The sequence below is a fragment of the Erythrobacter sp. genome, from assembly GCF_039988855.1.
GTDB lineage: Bacteria > Pseudomonadota > Alphaproteobacteria > Sphingomonadales > Sphingomonadaceae > Erythrobacter.
The window spans coordinates 1-21,450 of record NZ_JBDXIY010000004.1 but is presented as its reverse complement, the minus strand read 5'-3'; the positions used below and the strand labels follow the sequence as shown (position 1 = coordinate 21,450).

13 protein-coding genes are annotated in these 21,450 nt (G+C 56.0%); 1 reads left to right on the top strand and 12 read right to left on the bottom strand.

The window, feature by feature from the left end; translation table 11 throughout:
* Window positions 1–16: 16 nt before the first annotated feature.
* The 6 genes from ABJ205_RS01615 to ABJ205_RS01590 all read right to left on the bottom strand — a co-directional run bounded on the left by ABJ205_RS01615 (window position 17) and on the right by ABJ205_RS01590 (window position 12,602).
* Window positions 17–4,480, bottom strand: coding sequence for a multiheme c-type cytochrome (locus ABJ205_RS01615; protein ID WP_348158955.1), 4,464 nt, complete (start codon window positions 4,478–4,480; stop codon window positions 17–19).
* Window positions 4,481–4,563: 83 nt separating this feature from the next.
* Entirely contained in the window at window positions 4,564–6,492 is a 1,929-nt protein-coding gene (locus ABJ205_RS01610) for a hypothetical protein (protein WP_348158925.1), read from the bottom strand.
* Between the two features lie 3 nt (window positions 6,493–6,495).
* Window positions 6,496–8,502, bottom strand: a complete 2,007-nt coding sequence (locus ABJ205_RS01605) for a heme-binding protein (protein ID WP_348158923.1) — start codon at window positions 8,500–8,502, stop codon at window positions 6,496–6,498.
* Window positions 8,503–8,504: 2 nt separating this feature from the next.
* Window positions 8,505–9,896: a multiheme c-type cytochrome gene (locus ABJ205_RS01600; protein WP_348158921.1), complete on the bottom strand. Its 1,392-nt coding sequence runs from the start codon at window positions 9,894–9,896 to the stop codon at window positions 8,505–8,507.
* A 342-nt stretch (window positions 9,897–10,238) separates the two neighbouring features.
* Window positions 10,239–11,372, bottom strand: coding sequence for an acyl-CoA dehydrogenase family protein (locus ABJ205_RS01595; RefSeq protein ID WP_348158919.1), 1,134 nt, complete (start codon window positions 11,370–11,372; stop codon window positions 10,239–10,241).
* 33 nt (window positions 11,373–11,405) lie between these two features.
* Window positions 11,406–12,602 carry an acyl-CoA dehydrogenase family protein gene (locus tag ABJ205_RS01590; RefSeq protein WP_348158918.1) on the bottom strand — a complete coding sequence of 399 codons (1,197 nt, stop codon included), beginning with the start codon at window positions 12,600–12,602 and terminating at the stop codon, window positions 11,406–11,408.
* 198 nt (window positions 12,603–12,800) lie between these two features.
* Between ABJ205_RS01590 and ABJ205_RS01585 the strand changes: the two genes are divergently transcribed.
* Window positions 12,801–13,358 carry a phosphoribosyltransferase family protein gene (locus ABJ205_RS01585; protein WP_348158917.1) on the top strand — a complete coding sequence of 186 codons (558 nt, stop codon included), beginning with the start codon at window positions 12,801–12,803 and terminating at the stop codon, window positions 13,356–13,358.
* Here ABJ205_RS01585 and ABJ205_RS01580 read toward each other — a convergent pair.
* From ABJ205_RS01580 to argE, 6 genes are all read right to left on the bottom strand, one after another.
* Entirely contained in the window at window positions 13,355–14,572 is a 1,218-nt protein-coding gene (locus ABJ205_RS01580; protein WP_348158915.1) for a nucleoside transporter C-terminal domain-containing protein, read from the bottom strand. The two genes, ABJ205_RS01585 and ABJ205_RS01580, sit on opposite strands and share 4 nt — an antisense overlap.
* 54 nt (window positions 14,573–14,626) lie before the next feature.
* The gene (locus tag ABJ205_RS01575; RefSeq protein ID WP_348158914.1) at window positions 14,627–15,964 is read right to left on the bottom strand and encodes an amidohydrolase; all 1,338 of its coding nucleotides are present in this window, start codon (window positions 15,962–15,964) and stop codon (window positions 14,627–14,629) included.
* A complete protein-coding gene (locus ABJ205_RS01570) occupies window positions 15,964–16,815 on the bottom strand; it encodes a purine-nucleoside phosphorylase (protein ID WP_348158912.1) in 852 nt (283 codons plus the stop codon). Before ABJ205_RS01570 ends, ABJ205_RS01575 begins: the two co-directional genes overlap by 1 nt.
* A complete protein-coding gene (locus ABJ205_RS01565; protein ID WP_348158911.1) occupies window positions 16,816–17,319 on the bottom strand; it encodes a DUF6702 family protein in 504 nt (167 codons plus the stop codon).
* Window positions 17,319–19,766 (bottom strand): M1 family metallopeptidase, encoded by a 2,448-nt coding sequence (locus ABJ205_RS01560; RefSeq protein WP_348158910.1) that lies wholly within the window; start codon window positions 19,764–19,766, stop codon window positions 17,319–17,321. The genes ABJ205_RS01565 and ABJ205_RS01560 overlap by 1 nt, the downstream gene beginning before the upstream one ends.
* A gap of 164 nt (window positions 19,767–19,930) precedes the next feature.
* On the bottom strand, window positions 19,931–21,082 hold the full coding sequence (gene argE / locus ABJ205_RS01555) for an acetylornithine deacetylase (RefSeq protein WP_348158908.1): 1,152 nt from the start codon (window positions 21,080–21,082) through the stop codon (window positions 19,931–19,933).
* Between the last annotated feature and the right edge of the window lie 368 nt (window positions 21,083–21,450).

The following is a 21,450-nucleotide window of genomic DNA, read 5'->3' as shown; positions in this document are numbered from 1 at the left end:
TATTTCAGCAGTTCGATTAGCCGCCAAGTTGACCGTCATCGACGGGCTCAGCGTCCATGCCCTCTTCCTCGCGGCGGACTGCTACATTGGGTCCGAAACCGCTTCCGACCCAGCGGTCCATGGTCACATCATCGGTGACTTTCCATGGAACGCCCGAGCGGGTCATGAACAGCTTCTCCATTTCATCGCGCGTAAACGGCCGTGAACCAAGGCGTCCAAACACCGCCATCTGCCCGCCGGTTTCATCCACCGCGCGGTCGCGGTCGAGTCCCTTCGAAAGCGCAAGCGCTGGCGAAGGTGTTTTGGCGTAAGAGACAAGTTCGGGCACAGGAGCCGGGCTAAAGCCGTAGAAGTTGCGCTGAGTGTCTGGGCTGGTGAGCTGGAGGACTTTCATCCCGTTCACCCCATCTGCGACATAGGCAAAGAGCGAGGCATTGGTGGAACCAACGATCACGTCCTCTGCATCATTCAACGTACCGTCCAATGTCACCTTCTTATACAACTTAGGCGACCGTGGGTTCTTCACATCGAAGATCATCAGCCCGTCGCTCTTCGCCGCCACATAAGCATATGTGCGCGCGACATAGATGCGGCGCGCATCTGCGATTGGGTAAGTCGCCTCAGGCACTGCCATAGGGTTTGCCATATCGGTCACGTCAAAGACTTTGAGGCCTTCATTGTCCGTGACCCACAGATAGCGGAACTGGATCGTACTTGCCCGCGCGCCTTGCATTGGAATGACGCTCATGACGCGCGGCGCAAGGCAGCTTTCCGATGGGTTTGCAGGGTCAATCTCGCACTCATCGCGGTAAGCCGTCGCGGGATTGTCCGGAATGTCCTTAGGCAGATAAACCACAACCAGCCCGGCATCTGCGGTGATGTACGCATAATCACCCGCCAGTGTGATGTGGCTTGCCCCGTTGAGCACCCCATTCGGGTTCCAAGCATCCGAACCATCGTCAAAGCGTGCACGGCCAAAGAAGTTGTTGCGGAACTCGCCATCATTGAGCGTATTCACATCAACCGCGATGAGACCCTCTTGGCTGTCCGTGACGAATGCATAGTCGTAAATCGGGCTGAACGGTTGCTCTTCATTGACCTCGCGCATGCGGGCCGTGTTGCGCTCTGGCGCGATGGGTTGGTTAGTTGCCACCGCCATACAGGTCGCGTCTTTCGTATCGACATGCGTGTCATGGCCAAGCGGTGAGAACGGCGCGGTTAGGATACGCTCTGAGATACCTTTGTTCGCGATCGAGGCGATATCGTAAGCGCGGAAACCGCCCTTGCCTTCGGCGACGAATAGATACTCACCGCGCATTTGCAGACAGCGGACCTCGTCGCCTGTGCCTTCATGCACGTTGGCGAATTCTTCGAACGGCTTGGTTTCACCAGAGATGTCGCCATCGAACGCCTCACCGCGCACCCAGTTTTTAAGCTCGCGGCCATTGTCTTCGACATGGCGGCGCCAATAATCAGGGTAGGAATAGCGGTGGAGGTAAGAACCCAGCACAGCTTGCGGCTCGTCATATTCGGTAACGCGAACAGCGGAAATACCGCCTTCGAGGCCTGTGAAAGCGTGCATGCCGACAAAGTTCACATAGTTTGTGCCCAGCAAGAGAAGCTGCGCCATGATGGCGTTGTTGTCTTCATCCTCGGACAGGTGACAGTCCGAACATTGCTTGGTCTCTGTCTTACGAACCGTATGCGGGAAGTGCGGCGCGAAGGCTTGTGATGAGAAGCCAATCGCCGAAATCGGCGGCTGCTGCACATAGATGCGCTCGCGGTTGATATTGGTGGATGAAAGAACCAGAGCCGAGGTTGAGCGAACCGGTGCGGTTTGATTGCCCTTAGTCGTCTGGTGCTTACCCAGCTGGAACATCTGGTCGCGCGCAACCTGCGGGTTGTAAGTCGCAAAGTTCCGGGTCGAGCCGCCGTCATAGCGGTGCGATTTTGTCTTCCAGTTTGCCTCAATCGGCAGGTGACACCCGCCGCATGAGGTCGTCCAGGACAAGTGACAGGTGAAACACGCCATATTGTCATCGTCATGCGCGCGTTCGCCCTTGGCGATGCCGCTGCCGAATTCAAAATTCCCCGTTTCGGCGCCGTAAACGCTCATCAATTTTGATCGCGCAGCTTTGGCGTTAAATGTTGGGCCCTTGGGATCGACGGAATCTTTTACGAGGCTGACTTCCCAAGTAAGTTCTGGATCAAGAAGTGAGCGCTGGATCAGAACCCGTTGGCCGCTTTCTTTTTCCATCCACTCAAATCGGCGTTGGCCGTCGGGATTGCGCAAGAGAGCAAGGTTGTGTCCCTCTGGCGGCGCGGCAGGACCGCTTGTCCGCAATGTTGGATATGCATCGGCGGTGCCATGGCAATCCTTACAACCGATCTCAATCGCATTGGCGACCTCACCATAGATAAGGCCATTGCCGTGCGTGTCTTGTTCATAGTGGCAGTCCACACATTGCATGCCGACCTCGGCGTGGATGCTCATCATATGGACGGCAGTGCCCGGGTTGTTTGAGCCGTTTTTGGCGGGGTCTTTTTCAACCTCGACAAACTTGCCCTCGCCATCCTTGCGCCAACGCTGACGCCAGCGCTCGTCGTGATAGGCTTGTTCTTCAGGTGTGTCCGTTTCTGGATTGCCGGGCCGCAGGATTTCGCCTTCTGCATCCAAGAGATTGCCGTCGCGGTCGCGTTTGAAAATGCCGCGGAAGTTCCAACCGTGGCCGTGGTAATCGGCGAACTGCGTATGCTCTAACTCTGGGTTAAGGTCATAGACATTGCGCAGGAAGTCGACATCGCCCCACATGCCGCGCGCTGCCGCGCCTTCTGGGTTGCGGTCCATGATGGCGCGCACTTGTTCGGCGGTTGGGAAACGCTGTGTCTTGTAGAACTCTTCGTAATCTTCGTCCGACATGCCATGCGGGCGCGGGGTCTGGTTTTCAGGGCCCGACCACATCAGCGGCGCATCGCTCTCATAATCCCACATGGTGTAGCCAAGGTAGGAATTGAGGAAAATGTTGGGCTGGTGCATGTGACAGGTCATGCACTGCGCAGTTGGGATAGCTCTGGTAAAGACGTGTTTTAGCGGGTGGCCTTTTTCACGCTTGGGCTTGGAGCCATGGGCGCCTTGGCTGTCGTCGCCATGATCATCTTCGGCATGGTCTTCGGGGCCTTTGAGTGCTCCGTGGCCGCTACCGCCTTCATAACCGCCCTCTTCATAGCCGCCGTCTTTCAGACCGCTCTTGGGAAGGCCGATATCTTTCTCATACCCGTGATGACCCGCTTCACCTGGATTGCGCTCAGCTGATGCTACACGCTGGTAGCATTGGAGCGCTGCGTTGGTGTTCGCCTCTGGGTTGATGCAAGGATCGACTGTCACCGTCTGACCATCTCGGCCATATTGCGCGTAAGTGAGCGAGTGACGCGGTTCGCGGTCATTGGCGTAAATCACGTGGCACGATGCACAGCCGGAATGGCGATAATCGCCCGGCTGATCATTGGTGCCCATGAACCAAGTGAACGGATCGTTGAGGCGCGTCTTATGGATGTTCAATGCCGGGATGGCGACCCGCAGGCCCGTGCCCGGACCGCGGTTGGATTGCTTCAAATCAGGGCGGCCCGGCTCTTCCAAAAGCTGGATACGGCCCGTGATGTTCGGCTGACCAATCTCTGGGAATTGCGAGTTGATGGTGCGGCCGCCGCGCTCAAACACGCGGAAGACATCTGCTGGCGGGGTCACATGCCATGTTGGCAGCGGGTAAAGCTGACCCAGAACACCGCGCGCCTTTTGCTCTTCGGAAAGTTGGCCATCCGCCGCCTCTCCAGGGGACGCCACAACAGCGCCAACACCGGCAATCGTCGCGCTATCGCCAGCACGGGTGTAGGCCTCGCCCAAAATGTAGTTTTTGAACGGCAAAATACCGTTGTTATAGGTCGCTCCTCCCCACAGCATCGCGCCAGTGGCCATGATTGAACGCTCTGCGCTTTCGATCGCTTGGATATGGCAGGACCCGCAAGCTTCGCGTGCAACGCGGTAATCCGACGGGTTCACAAACTTCACAAACTCAGGCGATTCCTTGTTGAGAAGCGCATAAGAACGCTCAGGGTTCGCGCTGCTCGGGAAGTGCCAGCTGTCAGGATATTTCGGCAGAACGTGCGCCGTATCGCGTGCAGAAATGTAATCCGGGTGATCATATGGAAGCGAGGGATTGCCCACCACTTCCGAATTGCCGCCGTGACAATCGGTACAGCCCAGCACAACCGCAGGCGTTTCATGCATGGTCGGCGCATCGCTTGCGCGGTGGCAGGTTAGGCAACCTTCCGATTTTCCATCAGCGCTCGCCTGCGACTGACGGGCAGGCGCCGGCGGAGTGATCACGAGACTATAATCGCGCTTAGTCGGTTTTTCCTTGTCTGCCGCTTGGGTTTCGGCCTGAAAGACTGAAACGCCCAGCACCAATGCGAGCGCTGCCACAACAGCATGCCCAAGGCTCAAGAAGCGGAATTGTGAGCTTAGGCTCTTCAAAGGTCTGCCCCCCCAGAAACATAGAACCGCCATCAGTATGTCAGCGTCAGGTTGGCGAGGATGGAATAGAAATTGCCGTCATTGCCAAGATTGTCGAACAAGTCCTCAAACCCTTTGCCCGAAAGCAAAGTGGCAGCAGACAGACGGAAAACGATGTTTTGATTGGCTTTTGGCCGCCAAATGGCACTCGCGGAAAGGTCATAGCCGATCTCACTCGGGATTGAGCCTTCAATTCGGAAGTTCTCTAGCGTCGCTGTGTCCTCAAACCAAAGGTGATTGGCGTTTGCGGTTAAACGAATTTCAGGTGTCAGATCAAAGTCCGCGCCCGCACCCACTAGCCACAAGCCGGGATTGAGAAAGTTCGATTGCCCCTGCTCTTTCGAAGAGCGCAGCGTGTTCAAAATGCCATTGCGGCCATTGATGGAGATCACCCGGCCACCGCCAGCAAACGGAAGCGTCTGCCTGATCCAGTATGACGTATCGGCGCCTGCGAACTGAGGGTTTTCAAAGATCGCATCAAAACCGGTATGCGTATCATCGAACGGATCGCTGTCGCCGCTTTGATAAAGGCCGGACAGGCGGAAGCGTATCCAGTCGCGGTCGTAGCTAAGCTCAGCTGCCGCAAACTGCGCGTCGATATCAACGGGCTCTCCGGTGAGGATTGAATTGCGATCTTCTCCAAGCGCCCAATAGGCGCTGCCGGTGATGTTGATCCGGCCAATGCGTCCATCGACGTTATAGCCCAAGTAATAGACGTCATAGTCACGGCCACGAAGATCGCCCAGCAGCGCCGGACGCACTGGAAAGCCATTGGTGTCGATTTGGATATCATCGGCTTCGCGGTTGCGGTTGTATGCGAGCGTAAACTGGCTTGTCAGAGCCGGGATCAGGAAATCCTGACGGTAGACATTCGCGATAAAGACAAAATCATCCCGCGGCGTTTTTGCAACCGAGTTCAGGCCAGAGTTGGTGTCTTTTTCAAGCCGCCAGAACCCAGCGAGGTTAAACTGGAAGCGGTTGTTGTCGCGGTTGCCAAACAGGCGAATGCCAAGCTGCTGGTCTTGGAAAAGGAACCCGCGAAAATCGGCCTGAAATGGCTGAATGCCTGCTCGGATTGAGATGAAGTCGAAACGGTCGCGGTCATATTCGGTGAAGTGGTAATCAACGAAAGCTTCTTGCACACCGAGGAAATGATCCAGACGATGGCTGGGCTCTGATGGCTCGACAAACAATACACGCCGCTCGGGCACATCGACATAGTTGACGTTGTAGGCCAGCGTTAGGCGATACTCGATGCTGGGCGGCTTATAGGCGGTGGAGCCTTTAAGAAGCGCTGCGCCCACGATGAAAGTCTGAGACAAGACAGTCGAGAAGTCATTACCGAAAACATCGAGTCGATCGGCATCTTCTGTGGTCTGAACACCGACCGGAATGGGGAAAGTGCGCGGCTCGTAGACCGTGTCACTGATCGCGTTGAGCACAAAGAACCAGTCGTCACCCTTAATCGGCAACCATGGAACCTTCTCCGGATTGATCGGCCGATCACCTTTATAGGTGTTCTGGTTATAGGGATCGAGCAGGGCCTCCTTGATGATCGGATTGCCATCAATATCGGTCACATTGTCGATCAAACGCCAGCGATCAGGGATCGGCACTTGGTTAGGCGAAAAAGCCTGCGGTGGCGGTGCACGTACCGCGCCGGGGTTATCTTGAGTGACCCTTTCGGGCAGCTCTTCGTTGAAACCAGGACGCTCGCGGCCCTCGATAATCTGATTGTCGAGCTCTTCTGCTTCCTCTTTCGCGGTGGTGTTTAAACCATCGCGGTCGATGCTCTGATTGCGCGCGTCTTGCGCCTTTTGGGATGCCGCTTCTGCTTCCTCAACTGGAGGCGCGGTTGCCGGCTCTTCGCCGGGCACTGCCTGCATCAAGACCATGAAAGGAAGAAGAGAGACGCCGCTCATCGCTTACAATCCCTCACACACGTTTTGCGTCGGATCATCGAGGAATGGTGCAAACGGGCAGTTTACATAACGCAGGCGCACTTCGCGATCACCTAAGGATACCACAATCCTATCAGCTCGGATGTCATTGGGCGCATTGCTGATTGTACCCAAACGAACGCCAGCATTGTGAAGCCCAAGGAAGCTAACCATGTCATCCTGATCGATGCCATCACCAGAGACACCTATGCCGCCGATAAGAGCGCCATTGCGGTAGATTGGCACGGACCCCGGGAAGATTTGAATGCCATTAGCAATGCGCGAGTTTCCGCTCGTCGTTCTCGGCAATTGCGTACAACCGCGCCGCGTGTCGGCCATTGCACCGTTACTGGCGATGAAGCCGACATGCTCGCCGATATTGGGCAGAACCAGCGTACTTTGCAAACCGGTGGCAAACGGGCTGAAGGTTTGCGGATCTTCGACCGACAACGGCCCTGAAATCGCCCCTACTTCGCCGTCTGGGAAATATGGCCGCGCAAGGTTTCCACCTGAACGGTCCGCAAACGCAAATTGCCCGGTCAACGCATTGGCGTCCCCGAGAAAATCACGAACCCGCTGCACAAATGCAGCCACCGGTGGTGGTCCGCCCAAGAATTCTTGGGCGGCAATGGGGCTAGAGAATAGCGCGGCCGTGCGCGCCTTTTGCAAAGACACATCGGTGCCAAAAATCGGTCCATCAGGGCTACGCACGATACCAAGGACTACCCCATTGGTATCGACCACGCTGATCGTCGCCTGCATCCGGCTATCAAGTGGCCTGCGGATTTGCGCACGCGCACGGCTGAGAACCATGAACGCCTCCTCCAACAGCGCGCGCACCTCATCCGCTGAAAGCGGCTGGCTCACATCGGCGCCATCGCTGCCCGCGCGGATGGGGAAACGATTGGCGCCGCTTCCGTCTGTAAGGATAAAGGCATCAGGATTTGTGAACTCGCTGGGTTGAGCAGCGCGGATGCCGCTTTCCTCTGAGCCATAGGCCGACCCTGCGCGGATGGTGCCATCGGTGTAGCCTGCAACCGCGATCAGCCCATTACCCGGGCCATTAATCGCGCCAAAACTGGTTTGCAAAGGCGAAAGCCCTTCAACGTTTGCATCAACAAAACGCAGCGAAGAGCCGTCAACCGCAATCCGGTCGGCGCGAATCTCTTCTGGCGGATCAAAGCCCTGTATCCCTGCGAGCGCAGCGAATTCTTCAGGATCATCGTCGACATCAAGAGTGTTGGGATCAAAACCATAGACCCCGTCGCCCTCAACCCCAATACCGCCGACGATTACGCCGTTCTTGTAAATCGGCAAACCGCCCGAATCTGCAGCTAAACCCAAGGGCGAACGCTTGGGGCCAATCAATTCGCGTGGACCACTCGTACCGGTGAAACGCGTGCTCAGATCAGAGCACGGCAATTGGCTGAATTGGACCCCAAACAAGGGGCCACTCTCGAGACCAATGGTCGTTGGTGCAGGCGGAAAGTGTTCTTGCACAATCTGACTTGCGGTACGCGTTGAAAAGGCGTTGCCGCCGCTCGACAGATAAGCCCCGGTAATCGCCTTGGCGATCGCCGCTGCTGATGATGGCGCACCTACGCCTTGAAGGCCAATTCCGTTGCCCGCTGCAGCCACTCCGCCGATCTGCTGCAAACTGACACTCGAGGTGCCAGGGGCTCCAGCCATTTGAAACACACCAAGGACGTTACCAACCCGGTCCGTCACCGCAATTGTCGAAGGGAACCCGCGCGCACTCGCCTCACCTGCAGCCTGCGCAATGATCTGCTGTACATCCTCGACCGAAAGGCTCTCTTGTGCAGGTACAGAAAACAACCCTCCAGTGGGAGGAGGCGTCGGAGATGCGGTCGGCGGCGGTGTGCCAGCCGTGCCGCCACCGGCAGGCGCTGGCGTGGGAGCACCTCCACCACCGCAAGCGGTTAGCGCCAGGAGCGGCACCAAAGCAGCAAAGCTCTTCAATCCCCCCGCCATCGCTATTTCAACCTTCGGATCGAAGCGAGCGCAGAGGCGAGCGATGTACGAAAATCGGCAGGGTTAAAGGAGTTTGGCTCCTCAACTGCTGCATAGGCCTTGTTGATGCTAACCCGAATGCCAGCCGCAGCCCCCGGCGTCACACGGCCATTGGTCACAAGCCCGTTGAGCAAGGTATCCACCGCCATCACCGCCTGAACTGAACCAGAATAGTCGGTAAATCGCGGGCGCGTTGCGTTGTTGCCGATGATATCAATCACCCGGAATGCATCCGAATTGGCATAGGCACGCTGAGATAACGCATTTGAAAGCGCTCCAGCCCTGCGAGACAAGTCTCGCGCCGCCTCACGGGGATCTTGGCCACTACCGCCAAGCGCGCCATGAAAGTTGCGGCTTGCCTGTTTGAACGCATCGGCCTGTCCCGGAACCAAAGCACCCGCGACCGCCGAAAGCATGATGATATTTTCATCATTAAATGGCGCATTGCCGAATGGAATTGGGCGCGATGAGTTTTCCTCGAACGTTAGACGGCGGATCGCTGAATCCTGAATTTCGCGGTGGCAGGAATGACAATCAAAGAAATAGTATTGCGGGAATGCCCCCTCCATGCCGAATTTTGGATTTGAGAACAGACCGGTCGCACGCTTCACCGCCTCCGCCTGTCCAACCGCCCAAAAACGGACCGCATCCGGCGCGCGTTTGCGGCGCTTATAGTCATCGTCAATATTGTGATGCTGCTGGAGCGCACTAAATAGGTCGAGTTCGAACGAGACGCGCGGGTGACCGGCTGCCATCATAGAGTGCGTGACGAATTGTCCGGGTTTGGTAGAGCCATAGTGGCAGTCGAGGCAAACATTCGCACGAGCTTGCGGGTTCTCAAGCGGGGTCAGTCCATCGGCCACATTCGAAGCATGGGTCGCAGGCACTGCATAGTGGCTCGAAAGCCAGCCTTCAGCCGCCCCGTGACAACTTTCACAACCGACACCATCCGACAATTGGAATCGCGCCCCGCGCTTGGCAGCTGGAACGTATGTCGCATGACATCCAAGACAATCCTTTGCCTGAGTCGCATCCCCCAATCCAAGGCTGCTTGCGATCTGTTGACCGCGACGTCCCGCAAGGACCGCGTAGGCACGGCTGTGCGCCCCGCTAGGAGAGGAAGGTTCCTGCCATGTGGCAATCTCATCCTGCCGGACAACGGCACCATTCCCTTCGGCGCGGCCATGGCAGGTCGAGCCCGCGCACGAAGCAACGCCCTCAAAGGTCGCATTGCCCGAAGCGGTTGCTGATGGAACAATTGTGAGAAGCCCAAAAGCCGCAATCACCCGCACAGCAGCGGTGTTGATGCGACACAGCGGAGTAAAGAAACCCCAAATCGGCCTTAATACTGTCATCTCTTCCCCCCCAGGAGATGCGCTAACTTTGCCTTTTTCTGGAGATGGTGCAAGCCCTACGTCGAACACCCGCCCCCAAAATTCACCCATTACACCGGTTTTCTAACCACTTCCCCGGAAAAAGGCTTGTAACCCTGCGACACAATCGCCGCTCCAAGGTGTGATAAAACTGCGCGTTCTGCGCCTTCAGCCCCCTTAACTCGCCGGCGTGGATACAACCTTGCCTCCGCCATAGTGAGATAGCGCGCGGAAAAAAGTGATGGAGAACACAAAAGCCCCAAAGCTTATCGCTTCGGGGCTTTCGCTATATATTGGGATCTCGCCCAATTTACTTATCTGCAATCAGCTCGCCAATGCGATGTGACGCTTCATATGGTGGTCGATATTGCCGAACTCAGAATCGAAGATCGTTAGGCGCTTGAAATAGTGCCCAATTGCATATTCGTCGGTCATACCGTTTCCGCCGTGGATCTGGATCGCTTCCTGTCCCACGTGGTGAGCGGCTTGAGCCACGCGAACCTTCGCTGCTGACACAGCCTGCTTGCGCTCACGCTCCTCAGCTTCGAGACGCAGCGTTGCGAGATAGGTCATCGAGACTGAACACTCGTACTCCGTGTACATATCCACCATGCGATGTTGCAGCACTTGGAAGCTGGCAATTGGAACACCGAATTGCTTGCGCTGCTTAGCGTAGTCCAGCGTCATTGCGTGAGCGACTTTCATCGCACCGCAAACCTCTGCGCATTGAGCTGCGATTGCTTCGTCAGTGACGCGTTCGATCAAGGGGAGCGCATTGCCCTCTTCACCGATCAAAGCCTCTGCTGGCACGCAGACATTTTCGAAGTAAATTTCCGAAGCTCGGCGACCATCGACAGTTGCATAGTCGCGGGTGACAACGCCCTCGGACGATTTGTCGACCACAAAGACTGAAATGCCTTGCTTGTCCGTGCGCTCGCCGCCGGTCCGAGCTGTCACCACAAGGTGACTTGCCCAAGGCGCGCCGATCACGACCGCCTTGTGACCGTTCAGCACATAGTCGCCGCCGTCCTTCTTAGCGGTGGTTTCAAGATTGGCGAGGTCATAGCGCCCGCGTGGCTCTGCGTAAGCAAAGGCAAAGACACGCTCACCAGAGACGATGCCGCCGATATGTTCTTCCTTTTGCGCCGCAGTACCAGCGTGCTTCAAAAAGCCGCCAGCGCACACAACGGTGGGCACAAATGGTTCAACGACCAGACCTTTGCCGAACTCTTCCATGACGACCATGGAATCGATCGCGCCGCCGCCAAAGCCGCCGTCTTCCTCGCTAAAGGGCATGCCAAGGATGCCAAGCTCAGCAAGCTGACCCCAGATTGCGGTGCTCCAACCAGCGTCAGTGGCGATCAGTTGACGGCGCTCTTCTGCGCCATATTGCTCACGGACCATGCGCGACAAACCGTCGCGAACCATGTCCTGTTCTTCAGTGAAATTGAAATCCACGGTGTATTCCTCTTCCCGTCTAGCCTGCGTGCCTCAAAGGCCGAGGATCATTTTCGTGATGATGTTGCGCTGAATTTCGTTCGATCCGCCATAGATCGACGTCTTACGCATATTGAAATAGGTCGCGGCTGAATGCTGAGCATAGTCGGGACCAATAGGGTACTCGTTGGAGCCTGCATCGGTGATAGAGCCGTACATTGGCGTGCCATAGGAACCCACCGCCTCAAGCGTGAGTTCGGTCAGGCGCTGCTGTATCTCCGTACCCTTGATTTTGAGGATCGAACTTTCTGGCCCAGGCCCCTTGCCCGCCTGTTCACCTGCGAGCGTACGAAGTTCAGTGATTTCAAGGGCTGCCAGATCAATTTCAAGCTGGCTCACTTTACGAGCAAAGTCGAGGTCTTGCATCAATGGCGCGCCGTCCAGCGTCTCATTCGCGGCAATCTCGCGCAGCTTTTCAACCCCGCGTTTAGACCGGGCAACGCCTGCAATCCCGCTGCGTTCGTGAGCGAGCAGGAATTTGGCATAGGTCCAGCCTTGGTTTTCCACGCCTACAAGGTTTTCAACCGGCACACGCACATCGGTGAGCCATGTTTCATTGACCTCGTAACCGCCATCAATCAGCTTGATCGGCTTCACCTCAATACCCGGTGTCTTCATGTCGACGAGGATGAAGCTGATGCCTTGTTGGGGTTTCGGCGCATCGGGATCGGTGCGGCAAAGGAAAAAGCCCCAATCGGCGTATTGCGCAAGAGTGGTCCATGTCTTTTGGCCGTTAAGCACATAATGATCGCCGTCACGAACAGCGGTCGTCTTCAGCGAGGCAAGATCAGAGCCCGCGCCCGGCTCTGAATAGCCCTGACACCACCACACATCGCCCGATAGAATACCGGGAAGGTGCCTTTTCTTCTGCTCGTCATTGCCGAAGCTGTAGATCACAGGGGCAACCATAGAGATGCCGAAAGGCAGAGGCATGAAAGTGCCAACACGAGCGTTCTCTTCAGACCAGATATAACGCTGGGTCGAATCCCATCCCGTGCCGCCATATTCGGTCGGCCACGCAGGCGCAGACCAGCCCTTCTTGCCTAGAATTTTATGCCAAGCGGTCATGTCTTCGGGAGACATGTCTTCGCGGTTGCCCATCCCTTCGAGGTGCTTGGGATGGTTGGCTTCAATAAAGGCACGCACTTCCGCACGGAATGCGTTTTCTTCGGGCGTGAATTCCAGATTCATGCTCTCTCTCCGGTTGAACTTCGTTGATCTCTTCCTGCCATACCTTACGTTTACGTCAAGAGCCGTTTGATCGCATTTATGGCATTGGCGGTTCTATTGAAGGCAACGATGCACTTGCATGTTTGTGCCCCAGCCCTAACACGAGCCCCAAAGCCGTAAGGGAAGCGGACAAATTAAGACATCAGGGCGTTACCAGAGATGATCAAAAAAACTTTTCTTAGTGCTGATGACCTGCTCGAAGATTCCTTCGCGCTAGGCGATGCGATTATCGAATCGGGGTTTCATCCGACCCATATCGTCGCCATTTGGCGCGGCGGTGCGCCGATCGGGATCGCAGTGCAGGAATTGCTCGAGTATCGCGGCCACCCATGCGACCACATTGCAGTGCGCACATCGTCTTACACCGGGATTGATCAACAACATAAAGAGGTGCGCGTGTTGGGCCTCAATTACCTCATCGACAATCTGGATCGTGATCATTCGCTGCTCATCATTGACGATGTGTTCGACAGTGGCCGTTCAATCGAAGCCTTGTTGCGCGAACTTTCTTTGAAGTGCCGCCGCAATCTGCCCAAGACGATCAAAGTGGCGACCGTCTATTACAAGCCGTCGCGCAATCAGACCGATCTCACTCCGGACTATTTCGTACATGAGACCGACGATTGGCTGGTCTTTCCGCATGAATTGCAGGGGCTCACGCCGCAAGAAATTAACGAACACAAATCCAGTGCCAGCGTTGTTCTTGGGAAGGATTAGGCGAAGCCACCCAAAGCGAAAAGCACGCTGACAATCGCTGCGCTGGTGAAGTTTGAAAGCGTGCCCGCGAGCAGCGCTTTGATGCCAAGCTTGGAAATCTCTGCCTTACGCTCCGGAACTGCGGCCCCCAGGCCCGCAATCAAGATTGCAAGGCCGCCGAAATTGGCAAAACCGCACATGGCGATGGTGAGGGTAATCTGGCCCGCAGCGCTAAAGCTGTCAGCGACAGGCGAAAAGTTCGCATAGGCTAGGAATTCATTGAGCACGACTTTTTGACCCAGAAAGACCCCTGCCCGCGTCGCCTCCTCCCACGGCACTCCGATGATGTAAGAGATGGGTGCAAAAGCGTAGCCAACGATAAGCTCTAGGCTGAGATCAGGGAAACCGAGAAGGCCGCCGATGCCGCCCAGTATCCCATTCAAAAAAGCGATAGCGGCGATAAATCCGATCAGGACAGCAATCACACTCAGCATGATTTGCATACCCAAAGTTGCGCCATCGGTGGCCGCTTCAATCAAGCTCGAAGCGTTGGACAGACTGGAAGGGTTTGCGTTATCGGCCTCGTCCAAATCGAAGGCCTCGCCGGTTTCGGGCACTAGTATACGTCCGAAAAGAATGCCTCCAGCTGGCGCCATAAACGCAGCCGTAAGAAGAAGATCACTCCGAATGCCGAGCGCAGAATAGGCAACCAAAACGGTTCCAGCGACGCTGGATAGCCCCAGCGACATCATCACAAACATCTGCGCGCGTGAAATCTTGGGCAGGTAAGGCAGCACGGTAAGCGGGCTTTCGGCCATACCCACAAAGATATTGGCCGCACCGCAAGTGGATTCGAGGCGCGATGCCCCAGTCAAAAAACGTAAAGCTCCACCGATGATGCGGATCACCCATGTCATAATGCCGATATGGAACAGCACCGCCATGATCGTGGCGATAAAGATAATGACCGGCAAAACTTGGAAAGCGAGAATGAGGCCATCTGCGGGGCTAGAAAGCGGCCCGAATACAAATCCGATGCCTTCATTGGCGTAAGATATAGCCTCGACCACTCCGCTTGAGAGCGTTTGCAAGACAGCCTGCCCGGCGGGCGTTACGAGCGCGAGCACGGCAATCGCAATCTGCAGCGTCAACGCCTTGGCTGCGTTGATATAGTGAATCTGGCCGCGCGCTTCGGAAAGAAGTACGGCCACGCCGATCAGGACGGCAATTCCCAAAAGTCCAATCAGTGGAGGTCCCCCCAAATGCCGCAGCGAGGCTGCCCTCGCCCACTATACGCCGAACTGTCCAAGCTTTTCGTCCGCAGCGATGGCCTTGGCGATTTGGTCGAATTGGTCAAGCAAAGCGTCAAAACGATCCCATTGAAGTTCGCCGTTTTTGACGATGTGTTGGCCGCTTGCAAAGACTTGGGCGACATCTTCGCGGCCCGCTGAATAGACAAGACTGGCGTAGGGGTTGAACACAGGTCTCATATGCAAACCTTTGGTGGAAACCACGATCACATCTGCGTTTTTGCCAGGCTCAAGCGATCCGGTATGCTCGCCCATCCCCGCCGCCCTTGCGCCGATCCGCGTGGCGAGAGCCAGGGTGTCGCGGTCACTAAGGGCGCCCGGCTCGCCCCGGCTCACCGACTGCAAATTTGCTGCAAGCCGCATAGCCTTCCACATATCGAGATCGTTGCCGCTCGATGGACCATCAGTTCCCAAACCAACGGCAACGCCTGCTTTCATCAGGTCACATACCCGGGCAATGCCAGATGCCAGTTTCACGTTGGACGCAGGGTTGTGAATGACACTCGCCCCTGCGTTCGCGATCAACTCGATATCGCTGTCCGACAGATGGACAGCGTGGGCAAGCTGGCAATCGCGGCGGAGCAAACCTGTTCGCTCCAGCACTTCAATCGGCGTTGCGTCATAGGCATCGCGCACCAGTTGCATCTCGCTCGGCGCTTCGGAGGCGTGAATCTGGACGGGCAGACCGTGCCGCTCAGCAATGGTGTCCAGTTCCCCCAGTTTGGGCTCATCCAACGTATAGCAGCCATGCGGTGCAAGACTTGGAAAAACGCCCGGTGTATCCTTGTAGCGCTCAGAAAATCCTTGGGCAAAACCCGTTCGCATCGACCATTCAGACAGGTCATCAAAGCCGGGGAAGGCCACGAAGACGGGGCCTGCGACGATTGACATGTTCAGCACGCGGGCAGCGCGTATGGTTTCATCGGGATACCAATACATATCGACAAAGCTGGTAATCCCGCCAAGCACCATTTCCGCGCAGGCAACGCTTGCCCCGATGGAGACTGTTTCGGGCGAGACGTAGTTGTCTTCGGCGTGGAAGAGTTTTTCCAAGAACGCGTCGAGCGTGACGTTTTCAGCGTAACCTCGGAAGAGCGTCATCGCGGCATGACAGTGACCATTGACGAGCCCAGGCATGATTATGCCGCCGTCTGCATCTACGGTCGTATCCGCTTCATAGCGCGCAAAGAGGTTTTCCGCTTCGCCGCATTCAACAATTTTGCCATCTAGGATCGCAACCGCTCCAACCTGATACTCGGTGAAACTCTCATCCATCGCAAGGACATGGCCGCCGGTGATGAGAGTATCGATGCGCATTATTGTGTAGCTTCGCTCAACCGAGGGAGCAAAGCCTCCACAAAGCCCGCAAGCTTTGGCCGGATTAACGCCGCTGCGTCCCAGACTTCCTCGGCATTCGTGATATGGTCATCATCCAGGCTGCTAACCGCTTTGTTAGTGACAGTGCTGATCGCGAGCACCTGCATGCCCGAATGCCGCGCGGCGATGACTTCAGGCACGGTGGACATACCGACAAGGTCAGCGCCAAGCGTTCGCATTGCGCGGATCTCAGCCGGGGTTTCAAAACTGGGTCCGCTCACAAAGCCGTATACGCCGCTCTTGAGGTTGAGCCCGGTTTCGCCGGCCACCTTTTCGGCCGCCGCGCGCAGGTTCTTATCATAGGCGTTGTTCATGCTGATAAACCGCTCACCCACGCTCTCATCATTTGGGCCCCGCAAAGGGTCGCCCCCTGCCAATCCAGCCAAGCTCAGATGGTCCTCGATCAGTACGATATCGGTTACTTCAAAGTCATCGCGAATACCGCCAGCCGCATTGGTGAGAAGCGCAGTCCCAGCACCCAGCCTTGCCATGACCTGCATCGGAAAAACGACATCTTTAGGTGAATAACCTTCGTACAGATGCATTCGCCCTTGCATCGCCACCACCGACACGCCTGCAAGCTCGCCCACATGGAGCACGCCTTTATGGCTTGGTGCGGTGGAATCCGGGAAGTGCGGAATGGCGCTATAGGGAATTGCCGTTCCCTCAATCGCTTCCGCCAAATCACCCAGCCCAGACCCAAGGACCAGTGCAAGTTCGGGCAGGTGTTTGGTCCGGCCTCTAATAAAGGCTACCGCTTCATCGAGACGCTGACCCAGTGCTTTTGCCATTTAATGAAGTACCGCCGTCTTAGCGCCGTCGCCGCCGCTGAAGACCAGCGTTTGCGGCGCGGTTCCGCGCCCGACATTCACGCTGTTCACTTGCCGCAACCAAATATCGGTGAGAACTTGTGCTCGAATGGCCAATTCAGCGCCAACGCCAGGCGACACCCCTTCTTGATAGACCAGTATGCTTGCACCTTCGATTTCAGTACCAAGCACCGTCAGTTCAAGTTCACGATCGCCCACCACAATGGAAAACCGCTCGGCGGCATAACGTGCAAAAGCTCGGCGGCTTTCGACATTGCCTTTGATGTCTGCGCGCTTGCTGCCTTGGTGGCGCAGCGCATGTTCGGCATCGTGCAAGGGGATGGAATGGACGATTTCAATCATCCCGGTGCGCGGGTTGTGTTCAACACTGGTAATCGCAGCTTTCTGCTGATGCGCCGCCGCACCATTAAAGGCCGCCGGTATCGCGAGCGCTATCATGAGAAAAGCGGCAATCCAGCGCAGCATCAATTTGAGCCCTCTTCATCCTCTTTTTTCTTCGCACCCTGCTGTACTTCAGCCATCAAATCGCGGCCTGCGCGTGATGCCGGATCGGGACGTTTGAACGCCTCGATGCGGCTATCGATAATTTTGCGCGGGTAGTGGTTGTTGTTCACATCCGCATCTGCTGTTTCCCAATCAGGATCGAGCACAACCTCAGCCAATTCCTTACCTTTCGGGAAAGTCAAAAGCTTCGAGACATTGCGCGAATTGCGACGCCAGATTTCAGCTGGAATATGCAGGCGCTCTTTCGTGCCATCGACAAAGTGCAGATCAAGGATGATCGGCATCACCAATCCGCCAAGGTTCGAGAAGCTGAGGACGTAATAATTGTTGTCCTCTGCCACCGCCCGATCAAAAACCTGGCGCTCCCATTCATCAAGCCCTTCGAGGAAGCCTTCATACTTCTTTGTATCCCGAGGGGTCACGGTGAAGCGATCATTCTCGTCGTAGAAGTCTGTCACGCCTGGGTTCTCAAGAACCCAAATTGGCAAACCCTGCTCACGGTTCAGGCGAACACCAACTTTCTCTGGTTCATCGGCAAGGCGTTGACGGTCACGAGCAAGATCGATGTCGGGATTCTCCGTATCGATCCGCAAGCGGTGAATGCTGTCGAGGGAAATATCAACGTGATCCGTCGTGTAGAACCAACCACGCCAGAACCAATCTAGATCTGTGCCCGATGCCTCCTCCATCGTGCGGAAGAAGTCGGTTGGCGTGGGCCGTTTAAACTTCCACCGGCGCGCATATTCGCGAAGGGCGAAGTCAAATCGTTCGCGCCCAATCACCGTATCGCGCAAGATGTGATAGGCCGCAGATGGCTTACCATATGCGTTCGGACCAATGTTCAGGACGCTGTCCGATTGAGTCATAATCGGAACCTGCTGGCTTGACGTCATGTACGGAATAAGGTCACGCGGCAGGCTGCGGGTCCATTGGATATTGGGGTCCCACTCATACCCTGCAACGCTGTCGAGAAAGGAGTTGATCCCTTCATCCATCCACGTCCATTGCCGTTCATCCGAATTCACCACCATCGGGAAATAGATGTGCCCGATCTCGTGAATAACGACCCCGATCAAGAATATCTTCTCGCTCTCAGAGTAGGTCCGCGTTCCATCATCCTGCAAGGTCGTGCGCGGACCATTGAAGGTGATCATCGGATATTCCATCCCGCCGACCGGGCCATTGACGGACTGTGCGGTGGGGTATGGGTAATCGAAGGAATAGCGCGAATAGACCTCCATCGTGTGGACCACGGCTGCGGTTGAATATTTGCGCCACAGCTCTCCACCTTCTTTCGGCCAGAAAGACATCGCCATTACGGTTTCTTGCTGCGCACCCGGCTGTTTGTGACCTTGCGCATCCCAGATAAACTTGCGGCTTGTTGCCCAAGCAAAGTCGCGCACTTTCTGCGCGGTAAAGCGCCATGTCTTGGTACCCGTCGGGTTAGAACTTTCGTTCGCGAGCGCCTCTTCAGGTGTCACGATAAACATCGGTTCATCGGCGTTGCGCGCGCTGGCCAGACGTTGACGCTGGGTCGAAGTCAGAACCGAGGAAGGGTTTGCAAGCACACCTGTAGAGGAGACAATGTGGTCATTGGGCACATTCATCGAGACATCGTAATTGCCAAACTCGAGCGTGAATTCGCCGCGGCCAAGGAATTCCTTATTGTGCCAGCCTTCATAGTCTGAATAGGCGACAAGGCGCGGGAACCACTGCGCGAACAGGAACAGATCATTGCCCCCTTCGCGCGCATCATCGGGGAAGTGCTCATAGCCGGACCGTGCAGAGATCACATTCTCTTCGACGATATTGTACGCCCAATCAATGTTGAAGCTGACGCTTTGACCGGGACGCAGAGGCGTTGGCAAATCGATGCGCATCAACGTGCCGACAATGGTGTGATTGAGCGCGCGGCCACTGGTCATCTGAACCCGGCTAATATCATATCCATACGTGTTGTCCGCGAGCGCTTGTTGGCGGCGCAGCTCTTCCATCGAAAGGCGCGCAGGAGTGTTGCCATTTCCAATGGAGCGCGCAGGACCGCGCCTGCCCGGACCACCAAATGTGTCGGTAAGCTCTGCCATGCTATCGGTGCGGAAACGGTTCTGGTCCAGCTGCATCCATATCCATGGCAGCGTATCAGGCGACTTGTTCTTATAAGTGATCATGGCGCGCGCGGTTAGCCGGCGTCCATCCTCATCCAAAGTCGCATTGATTCGATAGTCGGCCTCTTGCTGCCAATATTGGTGGCCAGGGGCGCCCGATGCATTGCGGTACACATTCGGATCGGCCAGCACTTCATCCAATTGGCGAAACTTGTCCTCGAAATTGCCCTTGGTTTGTTGAATCCCTTGGGCAAAAGCCGGCGAAGAAACCAAAAGCGCGACGAGTAGAACTAAAAGACGCAAGGCACATTCCTAAGACTGTTCGAGTGACTAACGGAGGCGGGTACATGGAACGCCGGGCGCTCGCAACGGTGAGCCCTGTGTTTCGACGAACGGCAAATGGAATGCGACCGACGACATATCCCCCGAACTGCCTGCCAAATCCATAACCGCTATTGAGCCAGCTCTTATGCCAGTTCTTGTGCCAGCCTCTCCATAAAACGTGTACCTTGTTCCAATTGCTCTAGGGCGATCCATTCATTGGGCTGATGCGCTTGTTCAATTGAGCCGGGACCACAGATGACCGTTGGAAAACCGCCTTGCTGAAATTGCCCTGCTTCAGCGCCATAGGACACTTTGGCAGGCGGCATGTTTTCGCCAGTTAACCTCTGCACAAAGGCGATCGCATCATCGCTTCCATCGTCGCTTAGAGGCGGCGCATCAGCCAGTTTTTCAAAACTAGCGCCAGCCTGAGGAAAGCGTGCGCTCAGCTCTTTATCTAACGCCTCACACCGTGCCTTGAATGGAGCGAGCAGCTCATCAGGAGCGAAACCCGGGGGACAACGAAGGTCGAATTGGAACTGGGCATGACCAGCAAGAATATTGGCGGCCTCGCCCCCTTGCATCACGCCAATCGTAAGAGTTGGATAGGGCGGGTCGAAGCCATTGTCGGGGTCCGCTTTGGCTTTCAATTCGCGCGATAATTCGACCAAGGAATGCATCAAATCCACCGCATGTTCATTGGCTGAGATGCCGTGATTGACGAGGCTGGAATGCGCCTCTGCACCCTGTACTTCGACTTTATAGACGCTGATCCCCTTGTGCCCGGTCACAAGCCGCATAGACGTCGGCTCACCCACAACGGCAAGGCGCGGCGCCCGGACACTTGTCCGCATCTGTTCGATCATCGCGGGCGCACCAAGACAACCGATCTCCTCATCATAGCTGATCGCCAAATGGATCGGTTTGGCACCCTTCGCAAACTCTGGCACCCAAGCAAGCGCCAAAGCGATAAAGCTCTTCATATCTGCCGTGCCGCGCCCATACAGCTTGCCGCTTTCCTCGCGTGTGATCCAAGGGTCGCTGGACCAGTCTTGATTGTCCACGGGAACCACATCGGTGTGACCCGAAAGGATCACGCCGCCTTCAACCATTGGCCCAATAGTCGCGAAGAGATTGGACTTGGTGCCATCCTCATTGGCGACACGGTGGCCAGTTACACCATACTCAGAAAGATAGCTTTCGACCCATTCAATTAGCGCCAGATTGGAATTGCGAGAAGTGGTGTCAAAAGCGATCAGCCGATCAAGGATCGCTCGGGCATGTGTCATATTGGTCATGCCCATGATCTAGCGCGGCTTACAGTGCGCTTCTAGTGCGCTTCCGTTCTTTTGTTAGCGGACGGAAAGTGGAGCGGGTGAAGGGAATTGACCGTTAGAGTGGGTTACAAGCTCGAGCTAACCTACTCACTGAAAGCGCTGGCTCAAGCTGGCCTGATAGTGGAAAGGCTGTCGATGTTAGCCGCACATTTGCATCATCATTCTGGAATATAATGATCTTGAGCTAGGTGTCCGTCGTCAGATAAATTGAGACACGCTGAAGCTTTGGCTTGCTGAGTTTTTGGTCTCATCTGGTTGATGTGTTTTAGGCGGCAAGCTTGCGGTGAAGCAAGCGCCTTGGCTCAAGCGTTTGTCGTTTGATCCTTTCT